Origin of the sequence: Snodgrassella sp. CFCC 13594 (genome assembly GCF_001590725.1) — a bacterium.
Classification (GTDB): domain Bacteria; phylum Pseudomonadota; class Gammaproteobacteria; order Burkholderiales; family Neisseriaceae; genus Snodgrassella.
This window is the reverse complement of the sequence record NZ_LQXR01000050.1, coordinates 1-1878: the sequence shown is the minus strand read 5'-3', so window position 1 is coordinate 1878 and position 1878 is coordinate 1. Positions and strand designations below refer to the sequence as shown.

Annotated in this window: 2 protein-coding genes; both read left to right on the top strand. The window is 44.4% G+C overall.

Going from position 1 to position 1878, the window contains the following annotated elements; translation table 11 throughout:
- Nucleotides 1-874, top strand: an 874-nt coding sequence (locus A2F46_RS11565; protein WP_066570605.1) for an ATPase, T2SS/T4P/T4SS family, incomplete at its 5' end; no start/stop codon positions are given.
- A gap of 206 nt (nucleotides 875-1080) precedes the next feature.
- The coding region (locus tag A2F46_RS11560) for a hypothetical protein (RefSeq protein ID WP_369796345.1) at nucleotides 1081-1878 on the top strand (798 nt) is incomplete at its 3' end.

Genomic DNA, 1878 nt, shown 5'->3' with positions numbered 1-1878 from the left:
GCACATCAGTTTTGAATACCCTATCCATTCGGTTACGTTGCCTGATGGCGAACGTGGCCACATCATGATGCCGCCTTCTTGTGAGGACGATACTTTGGTTCTGTGTTTGCGCAAACCTTCATCCAGCCGCTTCAGTCTGGGTGATTACATCAGTTCAGGGCGCATTACTGAATTTAGTGATGTCAGCCAGTATGCTGCCAATCGTCCCATCACTGATGAAACCCACATAGAGGGAAAAATATTCCGTGATGTCTGCGACAAAATGAAATTGCCCAATGACGTCAAATTGGCAGCATGGCAGTATGAAATGTTGGATGCTAAAGCCAATCGCGATATGAACAAATTCTTCCGGCTGGCAGTGGATCACAAGCTTAATATTTGCATGGTGGGTGGTACCGGTTCTGGTAAAACCACATTTACCAAAGCGGTGGCGGATTTGGTACCAATTTTAACGCGTTTAATTACTCTGGAAGACACGCATGAATTAAGCCTACCCCATCATCCGAACCACTTGCACTTGTTCTACAAAGCGCATGTCACGGCTAAGATGTTAATCGCTGCATGTATGCGTCTGAAGCCAGATCGGGTGTTTTTGACAGAGCTTCGGGGCGATGAGGCGTGGGATTATTTGTCATTGTTAAATACAGGACATCCTGGGGGCTTAACTTCGGTGCATGCCAATGATGCGCGGGCTGTTCACTACCGTATTGCCCAGCTGGCCAAAGAGTCCGCAACCGGTCAAACAATGGAATATGACTATATTCTGAAATCGGTTAAGTCCACGATCGATGTTGTCGCATTCTTCAGTAAGACCCACTTAACTGAACTCTACTTTGATCCAGTAGAAAAGTTCTACGCAATGCAGGGCCGTTAATAGCCAATTTGTTCTGAGGAACAGACAGACAAGCCGCCAAGGGCGGTATTTTTTTTGCAGGAGACCAACATGTAAATCATACATTTAACAGCAGCAGCTTTGGCCGGTTACTACCCAGTAACCGGTTTTTTTTATCTTATTTAGGAAATTATATGTTCAAAAAAACAACTCTGACTCTAGCATTCATGGCATTGGGCTATTCAGGTTTGGCTCAGGCCGCCGCTTTCGAAGGTTTATCTGATTGTATCGAAGTATCTTCAGATACTAATGTTGGAACCGGTAACTATGATTATTCTGGCTTGCCCAATGGTGGTGTCTGCGTCCAAAAAGTTAAAAATAACAACGGGCAAACTGTTTATTATTTTGGTTTAACCCAAGATGCAGCAGACGCCATGAATAGCATTGATGACAGCTCGGCAAATAGTGTTCTTTATGATGACCCAAACAACAAAGACAAGGTTACATTCAATCCTGATGGAGATGGATCCGTTGTAAGTGGTGTCCAAGATGGCTCAGTGGCCGAAGGTTCTACAGAGGCCGTCAATGGTAGTCAATTATGGGAAGTCCAACAGCAAGCCATCAAAGCCAAAACAACGGTGAGTGCTGGCAATAATATTGAAGTTACTGCTTCTCTCAATGAAGACGGCAGCACAAACTATCAAGTTGCGACCGCCAAGGATGTTATATTTGATAAAACCACGGTGGGTTCAGTGATTACCGATAGTACCTATGTGGATGAAAATGGCAACACCATTATGACAGGCGTTGGTAATGGCAGTTTGACACAAGGTTCTACAGAGGCCGTCAATGGTGGTCAATTGTGGCAAACGAATCAGCGTGTCACTATTAATGAAAACCAAATTACATCCATCATTAATGGTGAATTGGGTCTGACACAAACCGATGGTAAGACCACTACCATTGATAAAAATGGGACTTCGACAGTAATTAATGTTGCAGGAGCCAATGGTGATCGCATTATTTCTGGGGTTGCTGATGGCGTG